The sequence below is a fragment of the Halomonas sp. MES3-P3E genome, from assembly GCF_002836035.1.
Taxonomy (GTDB): Bacteria; Pseudomonadota; Gammaproteobacteria; order Pseudomonadales; family Halomonadaceae; genus Vreelandella; species Vreelandella arctica.
The window spans coordinates 55299-71647 of the sequence record NZ_PJBT01000193.1; the positions used below are offsets into that span (position 1 = coordinate 55299).

Genomic DNA, 16349 nt, shown 5'->3' on the forward strand with positions numbered 1-16349 from the left:
GCAATGACAGCGGCGCCTGAGCACGCTTCTCACGTTAAAGCCGCTATTACGTGATCGCTTATTAAAGAACCTCTTGCTGGTTATACGCCTTAGCTAAATCCACCAGCGCGTTCAGGTCACAGTAGGCTTCCGGCTCCATGATCAGCGTTTGTCCCATCAGCACGTTGCGCGCTTCAAGCTTGGCGCGCAGCGCGGTGTCTTTAATCTCTTCGAAGTCGGCGTTGTGGGCCAGCGATAACACCCGGCGGTGCATTTCGATGCCACAGTAGGCCAGCGCATCCATGCGGATCTCTTCAAGCAACGCATCGCAGGCGTCGTCTGCGCTATTGCCTTGCTCTTCAAACAGCGACTTGGGAAATAGAATACCAGTCCGCTCGGTTTGCCAAAGGTGGCGAAATTCCGCATCAAAACGGGTAAAGCAGGCTTCGATCACCTCCAATATCCACGCCTGATAAGCCTCAAGCTCGTCTTCTAGGCGATGAGCGGGCTGGCTGAAATAAGCCATTAGGAAGTTGGCCACCGCCATGCCCAAGTCAAAGGCCATTGGACCGTATTGGGAGAACTCAGGGTCAATGACCCGCACGTCAGTATCCGTGGCCATAATCGAGCCGGAGTGCAGATCACCGTGCAGCATGGTTTCGGTGTTCGAGGTGAACTTCATCAACAACCGCTGAACTTTGGCTTTCAGACGCGCATTGCGGCGCAGCTCGTCCACCACCGGTGAAAGTTCCGGGGTGTGGTAGTTCATTTCGGCGCCGTAATAGGGGTCGGTAAACACCAGCGACTCGGTGATGGCGGGAATCGCCACATTTCCTGAGAACAATCCTACGTCCGCTTTTTTCTCCGGGCTGTTCAGCGAAAGCTCCGAGCCACGAAACGCGGTGCGTGCGCAGAATTGGCCGATGGTTTCGCCAAGCTGGGCAACTCGCTCACCGTTGATTAACTTGCGGCGCAAAATCTTGTGCGGGTGAAGGTACTCCATCACAAACAGCGCCTGGGGTTTGTCGAAGTAGTACACCTCGGGGGCAATGCCGGGCGCACGCTTGGCTTGGCGAACCAGCGCATAATATTCAAAGTGGGCGCGATAAATCGGTAGCGGCCAGCTTTCGCCCACCATGCGGACATAGGGAAGCGCCTGCTTAACCACGACACTACCTACGTCACCGGAGACGATAAACACTAGGTTGAGGTTGCCGTCACCCACCTCACGAATGTCCCAGCTAGTGGGTTCTCCGCCCACTCGACTCGCCACCGCCTCAACCCCTCCCAGCCGTTGGGATAGCGTGTCGACGCCGAGCGCGCGGTAATGTTGATCAATCTCCACAGGCCAATCCTCACCAAAACGTTGCATATATTCAGGCCCGAATAGGGGGCTTTAAGACGTTTATTATCAGAGAGTAACGTTTAAAAGTTAATAAGGGGACTATCGTCATCGTTATTAATGATGATCCCAATAGGGTCGTTCGCCAATCTGCGCAAACAAATGCTCTAAAAAGGCGGCCACTTTCTGCGAGCGCAGGCGGTTTTCGGGGTAGATAGCATGGATTCCTTCTCGCGTCGCTTCGCCTAGGGCTTCATAGGTTTCCAAAATGGGCGTTAGGCCGCCATCGCGCAGCGCATCGAATAGCAACCATGTGGGGAATAGCACAATACCTTGACCTTGCAGAGCGGCTTCCACAAGACTCTCGGCATTGTTGCTATGCAAATTGCCTTTTACCGAATAACGCTGCGCTTGAAAATCGCCAGCCCCCTGGAAATACCAAGGCTGAATACCGCGTGTTCCTTTATAGACTAAGCAGTTATGGTCACTCAATTGTTCAGGATGGTGGGGCTCGCCGCACCGCGTTAAATACGCGGGGGAAGCGCAGGCGACAAAGCGCTGGGTCGCGAGTTGCCGGGCCACTAGGCTTGAATCCCCCAGCGATCCCACCCGTATTACGACATCGGCGCCCTCTTGTACCGGGTCGATAAAGGCATCGCTTAAGGTTAGCTCTACCTCCACTGCCGGGTTTGCCTGCTGAAAACTAGCCAATAAAGGCGCAATATGCCGACGCCCAAACGCCACAGGTGCATTAAGACGCAACAATCCCTGCGGTTGCTTAGCGCCGCTGATCACCTGCTCGGTAGCAGCATCCAAGCTTTCTAATATGCTTCTTACTTCCCGATAGTAGCGCTCCCCGGCATCGGTGAGCCTTACCGCTCGCGTATGACGGTAGAGCAATCGCTGGCCTAGCGAACGCTCCAACCCTGCAATGTGCCGCGAGACCGAAGAGGCCGGCAAATCGAAGTAGCGCGCGGCTTCAGCAAAGCTGCCACTTGAGGCCACTCGCACAAAAAGGCGTAACGCTAACAGGCGAAGCGAGTTGTCCAAAATGCAATAGTCCTTTGCTGTTTTGACGCATTGTAGCAATAACGCTAACTCTCTACAGTACGCGCTTCTTTTACTTAGCGGAGCCACCTATGCGTCACGCACTTATTCTGCTCGGCGTGCTAATTGCCGGGATGGGGCTATCGGTCGAAGCCGGCTTGCTAGGCCCGCTTGGCGAGCAGGTTGGACACTTATCGGCCACCTTGTCGATTTTTATGGTGGGCGCGCTACTGCTCTCACTAGCACTGGTGTTTGCGCCTAAACGACAGCTGGGAGCCCTTTTTAAGCAGCCGCGCTGGCTACTGACGGGCGGCATCTTAGGCCCGGTCTACGTCATTGTGTTAACGCTTGCGACGCCGCTGGTAGGTGTTGGAATGACGATGGTGGGGATTTTGTGCGGCCAGGTAGCGGCCAGCGTCGCTATCGACCACTTTGGCTGGCTGGGAAGCGAACAGCGTAAAGTCGATGGCTACCGTATTGGCGCCTTGGCGATGATTCTTGCCGCCCTGTGGTTAATGTAACGGCTAACGTATTCAGGAGCTAAACCATGCTACTCCCTCTTATCTTTATCTTACTGCTCGTCGGCGGTGCGGTACTGGCAGCTCAGTCCTCCATCAATGGCCGTTTGGGTGCAAAAGCAGGCGTCATCGAGAGTTCTTGGCTGACCTTTGTGATCGGCGCCGTCCTGACCTTTTTATTGATGTTCTTTTTTGAGCCAGCACAGCAAGCGACGCTCTTCAGCGTACCCAAATGGCAGCTAACCGGCGCCCTGTTTGGCGTGGTCTATATGTTGGCAATTGTGTTTGCCGTACCCCGAGTAGGCACCGCAGCGGCCACGGTAGCGGTCATTTCTGGCCAACTGTTGATGAGCCTGCTGATTGATCATTTCGGCTGGTTAAGCAATGCCGTGCGACCGTTAGATGCGTCACGCTACATTGCGATGGCGCTGCTCATAGGTGCTATCGGCTTAATCTATCTAAGTCACCAGCAGCGTCATCGTCGACTGGCAAGCCAGCCAAGTTAGTTATTCAGGCTCACCACTTTAACGTAGCTGGCTATCTTTGCTGCCGCGGCGATTATAGCCACTAAAGCTCGACTGCTTTTTATCTAGCTCACTCTGGCATTCCACGCAGAGCCGAACGCCTGGAATTGCCTTGCGGCGCGCTTCGGGAATGGGTTCGCCACACTCCTCACAAGTCTCAAGACTTTCACCGCGAGGCAATTGGCTACGCGCACGCTGCACCGCATCTTCCAGCGTGCTCTCCATCTGCTCTTGTTCGGCGCCATCTTTCGCCCATCCACCTGCCATCATCGCGCTCCTCGCTTCGGCACTAGCAATCTATCAGCATAGCAGTAACGAGAATCGCCGTTAGCCTAAAAACTTAACGCCTTGTGCCGCCAGTGGGCTTCTTAATTTATCGGGTAGCGGCACATCGGTGACTACGGCGTCATAGTCACTCAGTTGCCCCGCGGCGCAGCGTAGTGGCAGGTCAAACTTGGTTTTATCCAGCACCAGCACACGATAACCGGCATGGGCTAATAGCGCCTCGCGCGCCATCACTTCGTCGTCGTTGTAGTCATAAAGCTGGCCATGGCTATCCATTCCCCCCACCGAAACAATCCCCACATCGGCACGGTAGCGTTGAAAAAAGCGCCAGGCATCGCCGCCAATCACATCCTGATCGCGACGACGCACTCGCCCACCCGCCACCACTAGCTCACACTTCAACTGGCACAGCTTAATCAGGGCATGCAGGTTATTGGTCATGATATGCAGACCTTGCTTATCACTCAGCGCATCGGCCAACTGTTCAACCGTGGTGCCCGTGCCTAAAAAAAGTGCTTGATGATTCTGTACCAAGCTCGCTGCCCGCGCCGCAATCTGCCGTTTACCCGCCACATTGACAATCTGACGCTGGTCGTAGCCGATGTTTTCCTGCTCGGGAAACGGCAGCACCTCACCTTGGCGGCGCAGCACCAAGCCCTTATCAGCCAGGTGACGAATATCCCCACGCAGGGTTTGCACAGAAACCCCAAACTCATCTGCCAGGCTGTCTACCGACTGGCGCCCTTGTGAGTGGATCCGCTGTAATAGCTGTTGTCGACGTTCGAACTGGCGCATAGCCCCTCTCGGCACAACGAAAGCAAAAAGTGCGGCAAACGAAAGCCATAAAATGTTGAACGAAAGCATAGTGTCACTTTGTTGTAAGCAGATGACAGTAGCTTAGGTGGGGTTCACTCACTGGAGGTTTACCCATGTTGAAGCGCCCCCTGTTATCTATTCCAACATCTGCCCTGACGGCTGCCGTCGCGGTAGCCAGCTTTTCCCTGTCGGCCCAGGTAGCGGCGAACGAAACGCTAACGCTCTACACCAGCCAGCCCAATAGCGATGCTCAACAGACCGTTGACGCCTTTGAAGCCGCCCACCCTGATATTGAAGTGGAGTGGGTACGCGACGGTACCACGCGCTTGATGACCCGGCTGCGCTCGGAGCTTTCGGCCGGAGTGAGCAACCCCGACGTGCTGCTAATCGCCGACAGCATGACCATGGAATCACTCAAGCAAGAGGGTCATTTACAGCCTTACCTCAGCGATGAGCGCCAAGCCTATGACGCTGACCTGTATGACCCAGAAGGCTACTACTACGGCACCAAGCTGATCACCACAGGGATTGTCTATAACACCGGCGCCAAGCATCAGCCGCAAAGTTGGCAAGATCTGCTGGGGCCTGACTACGAAGGGTTGGTCACCATGCCCAGCCCGCTCTACTCCGGCGCTGCGCTTATCCATATGGCGGCGATTAGCGCTAATTCAGAACTAGGCGCCGAATACTACGACTCTCTGAAAGCCAATCGCACCGAAGCACAGGGCGGCAATGGTGGCGTCTTTAACGCCGTGGCTGCAGGTACCAAGCCCTACGGCATCGTGGTGGACTTCCTACCAATCCGTGAAGCCGCCAAAGGCTCGCCGGTCGAATTCGTGTTCCCGGAAGAAGGCGTGAGCGCGGTGACCGAACCAGTCGCCATTTTGGAAGGTGCTGAGAATGTCGATGCTGCGCAGAAGTTTGTTGATTTTGTGCTTTCCCAGCAAGGCCAGGAGCTGGTCAGCCAGCAGGGCTATCTGCCTGCCCACAACGACGTTGCTCCACCGGAAGGCTTCCCCGAGCGCGATAGCATTACCCTGATGCCGGTTGATACCGAGCAGGCATTGGCGCAGGAAGAAGAACTCAAACAGCGTTTTAGCGACCTCTTCGGCGGGTAACCATGACGCCCGCTCTCAACTATGACAACAAGTACGGCAGCCAGCATCGCTGGCTGCTTTCAAGTCTGCTGATCGCCATTGTGCTGCTCAGCCTGGCGCCCAGCCTGCGCCTGCTGATTGAAGCATTGAGCGACCTTACCCAAGGCCGCCAGTCACCCCTGTGGCAGGTGCTCAATAGCGCCAGCACTTGGCGGGCACTCTGGCATAGCCTGTATACCTCGGGGCTCGGCATGCTGATCGCTCTGGTGCTGGGCAGTCTATTCGCCTTTGCCATCACGCTCACCAATGTGCGCGGAAAAGCGTGGCTGGTGTTCTGCTTTATGCTGCCGATGATGATTCCGCCGCAGGTCACCGCTTTGAGCTGGTTGCAGCTATTCGGCCCGGCCAGCCCCCTACTGAAAAGTATTGGCATGGCACCGCCGCTAGGTAGCCCGCAACCACTCTACTCCGCTGAAGGCATCGCCTTATTACTGGGTATCCAGAGCGCACCACTGGTGTTTCTGGCCCTGCGCACCAGCCTGCTTTCGCTGCCCCGTGAGCTTATTGAAGCCGCCCGCATTAGCGGCGCCAAACAGACCCAGGTATGGGGTCACATTATTCTACCCGTGACCCGTAGTGGCATGATTGCCGGGGGCGCGATGGCGTTTATCTCGAGTCTCGGCAACTTTGGCATTCCCGCCATGCTGGGTATTCCTGCAGGCTATTACGTGCTGCCCACGCTGATCTACCAGCGTATGGCCAACTTCGGCACCGGGGTGCTGGCAGAAATGGCCGCCCTGTCGCTGCTGATTGGGTTATTGGCGCTAGCCGGGGTGGCGCTGCAGCAACAGCTTATGAACCGTAGCCGCTTCGGGCTGGGCGGCCATAGTGGACGCTCCCACGATTTCACCCTGGGCCGCTGGCGTCCTCTGGTCACCGCTACATTAGTCGGGATCTTATTGATCATCCTGGTCGCGCCGCTGCTCGCTCTGGTCATCAGTTCGCTAGTGCCCGCCATGGGCGTTCCGTTAAACGCCGAGACCGCCACCCTGAACGCTTACGCCGAAGTGGTCGGCCGCCAAGGCGCCACATGGCGAGCGGTAAACAACAGTCTAATGCTTGCAGGTAGCGCGGCAGGGGTGCTGATGTTGCTTAGCCTGCCATTAGCTTACCGGCTACAGCGCCTACCGGAACGCTGGCGGGGCGTGGTCCTCAGCGCTATCGAAATACCCTATGCGCTTCCTGGCGTGGTATTGGCCATTGCTTGCATCCTGCTATTTGTCCGCCCGCTGCCGATTATCAACGTAGCGCTATACGGCACCCTGGGACTGATTTTTATCGCCTATCTGGCGCGGTTTTTGGTGGTTTGCGTCAAACCCGTCGCCGCCAGCCTGGCGCAGCTGGATCCTTCCCTTGAAGAGGCGGCTCAACTCGCGGGTGCAGGCCCCTGGCGCCGTCTTGGCGGCATCATCTTGCCGCTGGTCGCGCCCGCGCTGTTCGCAGGCGGCTTGCTGGTGTTCTTGCTGGCGGTCAACGAACTGACCGTGTCAGCGCTGCTCTGGAGCGCCGGAAATGAAACTCTCGGCGTGCTGATTTTCAATCTCGATGAAGGCGGCGAAAGCGTGCTGGCCTCAGCGGTATCAGTGCTGGTGGTGATCATGGTCGCTTCACTGATGCTGACACTCAGCTTGCTGGCACCGCGTTTACCCAAAGGAGTCATCCCATGGCAGGGCTAACGATCGATCGTGTCACCAAACGCTTTGGCGAGCAGACGGCAGTCGATGCACTGTCGCTGACGATCAACCCAGGCGAGTTTGTCGCCCTGCTCGGCCCCAGCGGCTGTGGCAAAACTACCATGCTACGCATGCTGGCAGGTTTTGAGACGATCAACGACGGCAGCATTCAATTAGGCAATCGCACCCTGGCCAGCGCCGATACCCATATGCCTCCAGAGCAGCGCAATATGGCCATGGTGTTCCAGTCCTATGCGCTATGGCCGCATATGAGCGTGGCGGACAACGTGGGCTACCCGGTCAAACTGCGAGGCCTGCGCGGGGCGGCGTATCACCAAAAGGTGCAGCAGGCCCTTGCCCTGGTAGAGCTTGATGCCTACGCCAACCGTATGCCCCAGGCCCTTAGCGGTGGCCAACGCCAGCGGGTGGCCCTGGCGCGCTGCCTGGTTAGCGACCCGTCGGTGGTACTGCTGGATGAGCCACTGGCCAACCTTGATCGCCACCTACGCGCCACCATGGAGCACAGCTTCCGCGATTTTCACCAGCGCACTGGTGCCACGCTGGTCTATGTCACTCACGACCAGACCGAAGCCATGGCGCTGGCAGACAAAATCGCCGTAATGAAAGCGGGCAAACTGGTTCAGTGGGGTGCCCCTGAAACCCTTTACAGGCAACCGCGCACCGCCTGGATAGCGGGATTTATCGGTCAGGGCAGCCAATTAAAAGTTGCCGCTGGCAATCCTGGGAAATTGCTTGAGGGCTCCTCCTTGATGCGTGGTCTGAACGCTATCGAGTCCGAGCGCACCCAAACGGTACTGGTGCGCCCTGAGCATATTCAGATCAGTACGACGCCCTCTTCCTCAGCGACTCCTACTCATAGCCAGCTTACCGCTCAGGTAGAAAGCGTAATTTTTCGCGGCGAGCGCTATGAGCTCACACTGCGCTTGCCCAGTGGCGGAACCCTGCTGGCCTACCATCACAGCCCGCCTGACCTGGGTAGTCAGGTTGCCGTCGACCTTCATCAGGGCTGGTGTCTGGAGCCCGATCAATGAGTGTCCATATTGAGATTCTCAGTGGTTTAGGCGCCAAAGGGCCAGCGGCGATAGTCGTGGAGGCTCAGGGAAAACGCCTGCTGCTAGATGCAGGCGGCGCGCTCCACCCGGATGACACCATCTCCTGGGCGAACAACCTGGATATCGACGCAGTGCTGATTAGCCACGACCATATTGATCATATCGGCGGCGTGGCCGAGTTAGCCGAGAACGTGCCGCTTTATTGCACGCCGCTGGTAGCTAAATCATTGCCCAAGAACCGGCTATGGCACCCCCTGCCAGAACGCGGCTCGATAGAGGTGGAAGGTATTACCGTCACCACCGGTCAAGCAGGGCACTCGTTAGGCGGTGTTTGGCTGCATTTAGCGGTGGAAGGGGGTGTTTTCTACAGCGGCGATGCCTGCTTTGAATCGTTGGTGTTTCCGTTTGATACACCACCAACAGCGCGTCTTGCGCTGCTGGATGCCTCCTACGGCAGTTTTGATCAACCCCAACCTGCGTGCATTCAAGCAATCAGCAAACACTTTACCCAGCCTTTGGCATTTCCCGTGCCTGCCACCGGCCGTGCATTGGAAATGGCGCTGTGGCTGCTTGAGGAAGCTAAATCACGAGGGTTAACGCTCGCGATTGATGCGGAGATACGCGCCAACCTCACCGCCCTGCTGGCAATGCCAGCCGCCCTGCGTCGCCCAGGTATTGATGCTGCAATCAACAATGTGTTGGCACGACAAAATGATGAAAATGCCACGCTGCGGCTGATAAGTGATCACGATGACTCCCCCCAACAGTGGCCCGAACACCGGCTACTGCATACCGGTTACTTAACGCCTGAACGTCAAGTTCAGCTAGCGGCAGGGGAAATAAGCTGGCAACGCTGGAATGTGCATCTGCGCGCCTCGCATCTGGTGGCGCTAGCCGATCAGATGGACGCCTCTCAAGTGGTGCCACTATTTACCCAGCTTAGAGATAACGAATTAAAGGCGTGGCAAGGTCTTCTAGGCAATCGCCTTTACACTTCCCAGCGCTTCAAAACTGATTCTCGTACAACCCACTTTTCCTCTTTAAGGAGTTTTGCATGTCCGCAGTGATTGTCGATGTCGACGGCACCTTAGCCGAATTTCATCCTCACCAAGTTAGCGACTGGGTGCTCGGTAGCCAAAAACAGTGGGAGCCCTTCTTTGCCCATATGGCCGAAGCACCTGTGATTGAAGCGATCGCCAAGCTGGTCAACATTCTTAAGGCGCAGGGTCAGCAGATCGTGATTTGCAGCGGTCGGCCGGACAGCCACCGTGAGCATACCCTGCGCTGGCTTGAGCGGCATAGTATCCCCTTTGATGCCATGTACCTACGCCCAGAAGGCGATGACCATGTGGATGATGAAACAGTGAAAGAGGCGCTTCTAGAACGTATGCGCAGCGACGGTTTTGCGCCTTGGCTAGTGCTGGATGACCGCGACGCCGTAGTCGCCCAATGGCGCGCGCTTGGATTAACCTGCCTCCAGTGCGCGCCAGGGGATTTTTAGGCCAATCAAGATTAGACGATAGGCAGGCAGGTGATCGAGATCACATCATTTCGGTAATGATCGTTACGCTTGTATTCTCGATAGCCAGTTGAGGCAACCATGGCGGACAAATAGCTGTTGCCCTCGTACTCTAGTCGCTGAATCAAGCGCTCTCCATCTCGTAAGCCAAGTACTTCTGCATAGCAGCCATCTAGCAGCTGAGGTAGGCAAATAGTGGCTAATGTAGAAGAGATCACCTGACCTTCCGCATCTATAAACAGCGCAAAAGGTGGCAGCGATTGCGCCCTGCTGACGGGGAGGTTATCCGCCAGGATTTGCCGAAATTCCGGGGTCGCATCGAATACAGTGGCAATGCCGCCAACAATCGTATTGCTGTTAAAATCGACCACGGGCGCGCAATAAAGATAAGTGCCGCCATTGGCATAAAGCTCACTCTCACTAAAGGCTGAAACCACATAATCTTGATCAGAATCCGTCATGAGACACGCTGCCAGCGGCAGGGATTTAGGGACTTGCGTTCCAATCAAACTGGCAGCGTTATTATTAGACACCGCGACGATCATGCCCTGTCGATCAAACAATAAAATATTGGTGTAAACGGTATAGAGAGTGTTAATAGCATGAATAACCGCTGAGAGCTCCTTACGCGCTTGCTCATCACCTTTCGAGGCGGCGAGTAACTGGCTGCGAATACGCTCATCAAGTGCCCACCAACGTACATCATTGGCACGTTCGTAAAGATTGCGATCCATAATGCTGACCATGCTAAAGGCCCTCATGGTGGCATCAGCAGTGGCGGTTAAACTCATTCCTTGCCGCAAGGTTGAAATGGAGTCTTCAAACAACTGATCAGTTAAATGACCAATCTCACGAATCTGATGCAGTACCGGTACGAGCTCTACTGCTTTGTGGCGCACTGAAATAATATGGCCATTGATAACCGCCAGATTCAGCTGTTGCGCAATTATCGCGGCTTGGTGGCGAATATTGCTTAGCTGCCCTTTTACTACATCACCATCGGCGGATGAATGCATAACGTTGCGCTCTATCATGGTATCTCTCGATAGCTCAGTGAGGGCAAGGCAGCGCCAGCCTAAACCTGCGTATCCTTGATAGGTAGCACCGGTCACTTGTCGACATGCATACGCTTTTCCATTGAGCATGATGACATCCACGCCATTGACGCCTACTTGCCACAGCGATTCGTTTAACGCTAACTGGGGTAAACTTGAGGCCACCACCCGGCCACTCTTATCTAAAAGTGCAAGTTCAAACTCACCATCGGCAACCTCTTCAAAAATACCATGCACTTCTTCATTCAGGTTAAAGCTCAGCGCAAGATATCCTAAGCGCTGTGTTGATTCATCATTATAAATGGGTGAAATAAAAAGCAGGGATCGTTGCTGGTGAGGGTCTAGTGGAGTGGTAGCAAAATATTCAACGTAGCCACCCTCTAATTGAGACGATGCAAGTTGAGACAAGGTTTGATTCAGGCCGTTATCGTGAAACGTCGTACCCTCAGGAAACGTAAGGCTTGTGCGCAGCGTGCCATCTAAATTAAACAGCATTACATCATCATAAACCGAGTATTTAGCAACATAGCGCGCTAAATGCTGATGAATATTTCCATCTACTGCACGGCTCTCCATATACGCGCGAAGGGTACTATCGGTCGAGAGAAAACCGATATCAGCAGAACGCTCAAATAGATTGCGTACCAGCATATCTATCGCGATTGACGCCCTGCTTCCCAGCACCATTTCATACTCGCGGGCATACTCTTCAGTTAGCGCAGCGGCAAGTTGGACTCGCAAGAGACGAAACCGATCTTGGACTTCGGTGACACGATCCAAGACGCCATTACCCCCACTACGACTGGCTACCTTACCCACCAAAGCAATAATGGCTAACCAATTATCCAAGTGGGATAGCTGGCTGTCGTAATGTTTAACGTAAGCGGGAGGTTCCAACGCACGAGGCGCATGCGCTCTGCTAGCGGTAGAGTGCGTACCAGAGAGAGAAAGTCGAGCGTCAACTCGACTAGTCAAGCTTGGTGATAAAGAGCGGGTAGTCATGGGGCCACCTTGCTATCAAAGCATCTGCCTAGACGTTACAACCAAGAGACGTTAAAACCGAGAGACATTAAAAAAGAGCCAAGTGACTTACTATAACCTTTTGCCACTCAACTCAAAGCATTAAGTCTAATAGAAGAGCATCTGCAGAGTGTGTAAGCACACGTTCAAATCTTCGATGATGCCATGCTGCTTTTTCGCTGCCACAGCAGCACCATCAACGGTACCAACGCAACGGGAATCAACAGCAAGTTAAGTGTCGCCCAGCCTAAGCCGCTGACCAAGGGCCCAGCGAGCAGCGCAGTGATAGCCGCGGTGCCAAACACCAGAAACTCGTTGGCTGCTTGTGTTCGCGCTTTATCCACCGGACGGTAGCTTTCGGTGAGCAGCCCGGTGGCGGGCAGAAAAGTAAAGTTCCAGCCAAGCCCCAGCAACATCAGCGCCACATTGAAACCGGCTAAACTGATACCTAATTGTGCGACTAAAGCACTCGCCACCAGTAGCAAGCAACCTGCCACAATGACTTGTTTGGCGCCGAAACGGGTAGCCAAATGCCCGGTAAAGAACGAGGGCAGAAACATCGCCACTACGTGCCACTGAATGGTCATTGAAACGTGGTTAAAGTGGTGTCCGGCTCCCGCCATAGCGAGTGGTGTGGCGGTCATGGTCAGGTTCATCACGCCGTACCCAACCATCGCCGCGCTTACTGCCACAATAAACCCAGGCTGGCGCATTATCTTACCCAGCGGCAGTGCGATGCCTTCGCCATGGGTGCGAGATGCGGGTGGTAGTTGTGTCCGCATCAACACCACCAAGGCCAACGCGTAGAGCGCGGCTAAACCCACAAAGCTGCCCAGAAACGGCACTTCGCCCAGCTCACGGCTTACTCTTGCCAGCCATGGCCCGGCAAACGCGGCCAGCACACCGCCCCCCATTACCAAGCCAATCGCGCGATCACGCATCGGCGTAGGCGCAGCTTCTACCGCGGCAAAGCGATAGAGCTGGCCAAAGCCAATGCCGATACCAATTAACCAAGTTGCCAGTAAAAACAGCCCAAAGCGCTCGCCGATCAGCGCCTGCACAGCAACCAGCGCGCCGATTAGACCAACGAGGTTGCCCAGCATGAAACCGCGCTTACGGCCCAACCTTGCCATGATCAACGAAACAGGAATGGTCGCGCACATCAGTCCAAGCCACTGGGTGGCAACCGGAGCGGTCGACCAAGACGCGTTTGGGGCTAACGATGCGCCAATCAGTGGCGAGACGGCAATCAGCAGGACATTGCCGGTGACCAGCAGCGCTTGGCAAAGCGATAACAGTGTGACGGTTAAAGGCATGAGGCGCTCTCCTGAAGTGGATCGGTATGGGAAGACGCAAAACGTTGGCGATAGACCGAAGGTGACACACCGTAGTAGCGCTGAAACTGACGGCGCAACTGCTCTGCACCGCCCAGTCGCCAGCGTTGTGCGAGCCGCTCAAGGGAGACCGGCTCGCGTTTACTGAGCAGTGCCAGGCGCGCTTGTTCAAGGCGTAGCTGGGTCAGGTAAGCACCCGGGGTCGTATTTAGGTGGCGTCTAAACAGTCGGGTTAAATGACGCGTGGAGACGGCCACCAGATCGGCCATGCTCTCAAGCCCGTGGTCTACGCTGGGGTCGGCGTGGAGTTGATCCAGCAAGCGGCGCAGCGGCCCTGCCTCTTGTTGGTGTCGCAGTATCTCGCTGAACTGCGACTGGCCCCCTGGGCGCTGCAAAAATACCACCAACTCACGAGCCACTCGCCCAGCAAGATCAGCACCGTGATCCGCCTCTACCAGCGAAAGCGCCAGATCAATACCCGCCGTGACGCCTGCGCTGGTGTAGCGACCGTTGCTTTCGATATACAGCGCATCGGGCTCGACGCTTAGCGCGGGGTACTCCTCAGCCAGTTGAGGTGCATGACGCCAGTGGGTGGTAACGCGACACCCATCCAGCAACCCTGCAGCGGCTAACAAAAATGCCCCGGAGCAGATAGAACCTAGCCGCCTCACCTCTGGGGCGATCTCACCAAGCACCTGCTTCACGGCGGCTATGTCACGCTGCTGCATCACGCCACTGCCGCCCGCTACCAATAGCGTATCCAGGGGCAGTAAACGAGTAAGTTGCTGGTAGGTGTGGGTGGCATGCACGGCCAGGCCGCCGTTGGTGACAACCGGGCCGACGGCATCGGCAATCAGGGTCAACTGATAGAGCGGCTGGGGGCTTAACGCATTGGCGCTGGCAAACACCTGCCAGGGGCCGCTGACATCCAGCAGCTGGCAGTCGGGGTAAGCCAATAGGGCAATATGACGAGTCACTATCTCTCTCCGGGGGTATCGAAGCATTAGAGAGAGTGTCAGCGCTGCGCTCGATGTCGGCAAGGACCATTACCCCACCGATTCGGACATGGGGCTAGGTCAACCATCAGCGGGCCAAAATTAGCCCGTTCTTTCTAACGGTGCCTCCATACGGCGGACGCTGGAAACGAAGTCACTAAAGCGCTCGCCCTGAATCAGTACATGGTCACTAAGCGCTTGCTGTGCAGCCAAGGGATCACCTTTTTCAATCGCTTCCACGATGGCTTGGTGCTCGCTAAGGGAATTATTTACCCGTTGGCGTACCTGTAACTGCAGGCGCCGATAAGGCTTTAAGCGCTGTTTCAGCTGACGCGCTTCGCTGGCCAAAAAGGCATTGTGGCTAGCGGTGTAGATACAGTCGTGAAAACCTTCGTTTTCGTAGTAATACTCATCGCTATCACCGGCCAGCGCCGCCGCTTCGCAGCGTTGGTGTGCTTCGCGAAGCGCGACCAGCTCGGGCTCGGTGATCCGGCGGGCCGCTAGGCGCCCGCACATGCCTTCAAGTTCCGCCATGACCTCGAACATCTCGATCAATTGATCAATTCCTACCTTCGCCACAAAGGTGCCTTTTTTGGGCGAAACCGTCACTAGGCCACTCGCCACCAGCTGCTGAAAAGCTTCACGCACCGGCGTCCTCGAGACCTGAAACTCACGCCCCAAAGCTTCCGGGTCCAGGCGCTCTCCCGGCAAACGGCGGCCATTGATGATGTCATCCTCAAGAGAATCCCTTAATCGCTGAGCGTTGGAGCGCTTGGTGCCCGTCATGTTTACCTCCATGGATCGCGACTTATTTCAGGCCATTAAAATTGTCATAAAGTTGACATTAGCATATTTAAGCGCTATTGAAATATATATCAGATCTTCTGATAAACATATAAAGCTCATCCAAACACACAACAACAATTGTTGGAGACGCCACATGCAACGCTATTTAATCTCAACTGCCGCCGCCCTAGGCCTCGCCATTGCGGCGTCACACGCCTCTGCCGATACCGTACTGCGTGCTTCGCATCAATTCCCCGGTGGCCAAGGGGACGTGCGTGATGAAATGGTGCAAATGATGGCCCGCGAAGTAGCCGATGCAGATGTCGGGCTGACCATTGAAGTCTATCCCGGCCAATCGCTGTTTAAAGCGCGTGAACAGTGGGGCGCCATCGCCCGTGGTCGCCTGGACATCACTTCTCTACCGCTGGATTACGCTAGCGGCCGCCATCCTGAATTCTCGGCTACGCTGATGCCGGGGTTGGTGCGTAATCAGGAACATGCCCAACGCCTGAATGACTCTGAGTATATGGAGATGATTAAAGAGGTCATTCGCGAAGGCGGCGCTCGGGTACTTGCAGATGCTTGGCTATCGGGCGGTTTTGCCTCTAGCGAGCAGTGCGTTACGTCCCCCGATACCGTCGAGGGCCAGAACTTCCGCGCCGCCGGGCCTGCGTTTGAACAAATGCTGGAAGCCGCCGGTGCCTCCATCGCCTCGATGCCCTCTTCCGAGGTTTATACCGCCATGCAAACCGGCGTGCTGGATGCCGCCAATACCTCATCAATGTCGTTTATCTCCTTCCGGCTTTACGAACAGGTTGAGTGCTTGACCGAGCCCGGCGACTTCGCGCTGTGGTACATGTACGAACCCATTCTTATTTCCGAGCAGGTATGGCAAGGGCTCAACGAAGAGCAGCAAACAGCCCTGATGGAAGCAGGTGAAGCCGCCGAGGCGTTCTTTGCGGAAGAGGCCGCCGCCATTGACCAGGAGATGGTCGACCTCTACGAAGAGAATGGCGTGGAGGTGGTCAGCATGAGCGAGGACGACTACAACGCCTGGCTCGATATCGCTAAGGAAACCTCCTACAAAAACTTCGCCGAGAACGTTCCCAACGGCCAAGCCATTATCGATGCGGCGCTGGCCGTCGAGTAAGCAATAGCCAATCGCCTTACGGCACGGCCATTCCGACAGGAATGGCCGCGTTCTACTGATGATTGCTTGGCTTGGT

Annotated in this window: 16 protein-coding genes; 8 read left to right on the forward strand and 8 right to left on the reverse strand. The window is 55.8% G+C overall.

The window, feature by feature from the left end:
* Positions 1-61: 61 nt before the first annotated feature.
* Positions 62-1324, reverse strand: coding sequence for an S-methyl-5-thioribose kinase (gene mtnK, locus CXF87_RS20950; RefSeq protein WP_101148182.1), 1263 nt, complete (start codon positions 1322-1324; stop codon positions 62-64).
* A gap of 114 nt (positions 1325-1438) precedes the next feature.
* Entirely contained in the window at positions 1439-2371 is a 933-nt protein-coding gene (locus CXF87_RS20955) for a LysR family transcriptional regulator (RefSeq protein WP_101148085.1), read from the reverse strand.
* A gap of 89 nt (positions 2372-2460) precedes the next feature.
* Here CXF87_RS20955 and CXF87_RS20960 point away from each other — a divergent pair, with 89 nt between their 5' ends.
* A complete protein-coding gene (locus CXF87_RS20960; RefSeq protein ID WP_008959383.1) occupies positions 2461-2889 on the forward strand; it encodes a DMT family transporter in 429 nt (142 codons plus the stop codon).
* Between the two features lie 26 nt (positions 2890-2915).
* Positions 2916-3392 carry a DMT family transporter gene (locus CXF87_RS20965; protein ID WP_008959382.1) on the forward strand — a complete coding sequence of 159 codons (477 nt, stop codon included), beginning with the start codon at positions 2916-2918 and terminating at the stop codon, positions 3390-3392.
* Positions 3393-3410: 18 nt separating this feature from the next.
* On the opposite strand, the gene CXF87_RS20970 is transcribed toward CXF87_RS20965, so the two are convergent.
* The gene (locus tag CXF87_RS20970; protein WP_008959381.1) at positions 3411-3677 is read right to left on the reverse strand and encodes a DksA/TraR family C4-type zinc finger protein; all 267 of its coding nucleotides are present in this window, start codon (positions 3675-3677) and stop codon (positions 3411-3413) included.
* A gap of 60 nt (positions 3678-3737) precedes the next feature.
* On the reverse strand, positions 3738-4490 hold the full coding sequence (locus tag CXF87_RS20975; RefSeq protein ID WP_232774985.1) for a DeoR/GlpR family DNA-binding transcription regulator: 753 nt from the start codon (positions 4488-4490) through the stop codon (positions 3738-3740).
* Between the two features lie 134 nt (positions 4491-4624).
* Between CXF87_RS20975 and CXF87_RS20980 the strand changes: the two genes are divergently transcribed.
* Genes CXF87_RS20980 through CXF87_RS21000 form a run of 5 tightly spaced genes read left to right on the forward strand, consistent with a single transcriptional unit; the run spans position 4625 to position 9915 of the window.
* Complete coding sequence (locus tag CXF87_RS20980; RefSeq protein WP_101148087.1) at positions 4625-5629, forward strand: ABC transporter substrate-binding protein; 1005 nt, start codon at positions 4625-4627, stop codon at positions 5627-5629.
* A 2-nt stretch (positions 5630-5631) separates the two neighbouring features.
* Positions 5632-7344, forward strand: coding sequence for an ABC transporter permease (locus CXF87_RS20985; RefSeq protein WP_101148088.1), 1713 nt, complete (start codon positions 5632-5634; stop codon positions 7342-7344).
* Positions 7332-8393, forward strand: a complete 1062-nt coding sequence (locus CXF87_RS20990; RefSeq protein WP_101148089.1) for an ABC transporter ATP-binding protein — start codon at positions 7332-7334, stop codon at positions 8391-8393. The genes CXF87_RS20985 and CXF87_RS20990 overlap by 13 nt, the downstream gene beginning before the upstream one ends.
* Positions 8390-9481, forward strand: a complete 1092-nt coding sequence (locus tag CXF87_RS20995; RefSeq protein ID WP_101148090.1) for an MBL fold metallo-hydrolase — start codon at positions 8390-8392, stop codon at positions 9479-9481. Before CXF87_RS20990 ends, CXF87_RS20995 begins: the two co-directional genes overlap by 4 nt.
* Positions 9469-9915 (forward strand): phosphatase domain-containing protein, encoded by a 447-nt coding sequence (locus tag CXF87_RS21000; RefSeq protein ID WP_008959374.1) that lies wholly within the window; start codon positions 9469-9471, stop codon positions 9913-9915. The genes CXF87_RS20995 and CXF87_RS21000 overlap by 13 nt, the downstream gene beginning before the upstream one ends.
* 11 nt (positions 9916-9926) lie before the next feature.
* On the opposite strand, the gene CXF87_RS21005 is transcribed toward CXF87_RS21000, so the two are convergent.
* The 4 genes from CXF87_RS21005 to CXF87_RS21020 all read right to left on the reverse strand — a co-directional run bounded on the left by CXF87_RS21005 (position 9927) and on the right by CXF87_RS21020 (position 15123).
* Positions 9927-11990 carry a cache domain-containing protein gene (locus CXF87_RS21005; RefSeq protein ID WP_157826573.1) on the reverse strand — a complete coding sequence of 688 codons (2064 nt, stop codon included), beginning with the start codon at positions 11988-11990 and terminating at the stop codon, positions 9927-9929.
* A gap of 164 nt (positions 11991-12154) precedes the next feature.
* Entirely contained in the window at positions 12155-13324 is a 1170-nt protein-coding gene (locus tag CXF87_RS21010; RefSeq protein WP_101148092.1) for an MFS transporter, read from the reverse strand.
* Positions 13315-14319, reverse strand: coding sequence for a GlxA family transcriptional regulator (locus tag CXF87_RS21015; RefSeq protein ID WP_101148093.1), 1005 nt, complete (start codon positions 14317-14319; stop codon positions 13315-13317). The genes CXF87_RS21010 and CXF87_RS21015 overlap by 10 nt, the downstream gene beginning before the upstream one ends.
* Positions 14320-14439: 120 nt before the next feature.
* A complete protein-coding gene (locus CXF87_RS21020; protein ID WP_101148094.1) occupies positions 14440-15123 on the reverse strand; it encodes a GntR family transcriptional regulator in 684 nt (227 codons plus the stop codon).
* Between the two features lie 154 nt (positions 15124-15277).
* On the opposite strand from CXF87_RS21020, the gene dctP reads away from it, so the two are divergent.
* The gene (gene dctP / locus CXF87_RS21025) at positions 15278-16273 is read left to right on the forward strand and encodes a TRAP transporter substrate-binding protein DctP (protein WP_101148095.1); all 996 of its coding nucleotides are present in this window, start codon (positions 15278-15280) and stop codon (positions 16271-16273) included.
* Positions 16274-16349 lie beyond the last annotated feature (76 nt).